Source organism: Actinomadura alba (genome assembly GCF_014323705.1).
GTDB classification, from domain to species: Bacteria; Actinomycetota; Actinomycetes; order Streptosporangiales; family Streptosporangiaceae; genus Actinomadura_C; species Actinomadura_C alba.
This window is the reverse complement of record NZ_JABVEC010000098.1, coordinates 1-732: the sequence shown is the minus strand read 5'-3', so window position 1 is coordinate 732 and position 732 is coordinate 1. Positions and strand designations below refer to the sequence as shown.

1 protein-coding gene is annotated in these 732 nt (G+C 67.8%); it reads right to left on the bottom strand.

What is annotated here, in order from left to right; translation table 11 throughout:
* The coding region (locus tag HKK74_RS38895; RefSeq protein ID WP_222723276.1) for a hypothetical protein at window positions 1–615 on the bottom strand (615 nt) is incomplete at its 3' end.
* Window positions 616–732: the final 117 nt, after the last annotated feature.

The window sequence follows — 732 nt, the reverse complement described above, 5'->3', positions numbered from 1 at the left end:
CACGGACCACAGGGCGTTGACGATGATCTGGCCGTCGCCGGCCTGTGGCTGGTAACGCTCGGGGAAGGCCGAGACCTGGACGGTCTGGCACACCTCTCCGACGGGCGCGGTCATCCACGTGTTGTTCGGGTACTCGTTGAGCATCTTGTTCAGGAACGCGTTCGTGGCCCAGGTCGGGTCGAGCCGCTGGGTACGATTACCCCAGCTCGCCCGCTGCTGGAACAGCCCGAGGCTGTCATGGTCCAGCTCTTCGCTGATGTTGTCGATGCTCGATTCCACGATCGTGGTGGTGATGGCGATGACGGCGGCCCTGGAGTGCAGGCCGCGGGCCTTCACCGCGTTGACGACCATACGAGCGCACGAGACGCGGTAGGCGGACATGAAGCCGCGCATCTTCGCCTGAAGGCTGCTGTTCAGCTGCACGGCCAGCGCGGCGTCGGTCGATGTCGGTCCGCTCGGGTCGCAGGGCGCGAGGGCGCGGGCCACGTTCACATCGGAGGCACGGCGCCCCGGAGTGGGCTCCGGCGCCGCGGCGGCGGGTGCGGCGAACAACGTCACTGTGACGGCGGCGATCACCACCGTCGGGGAACGGCGTAGAAGGAGGTTTCGGAGCACGTGAACTCCCAGTTCGTGAGCTTGCTGGATGAATGGCGAAGCCGAGGAGGTGGGCGGAGCATGCCGGTCCCGCCGCCCGAGCCCTGTGGTGCCAGGAGCGGCGGGACCTGTGCGTGA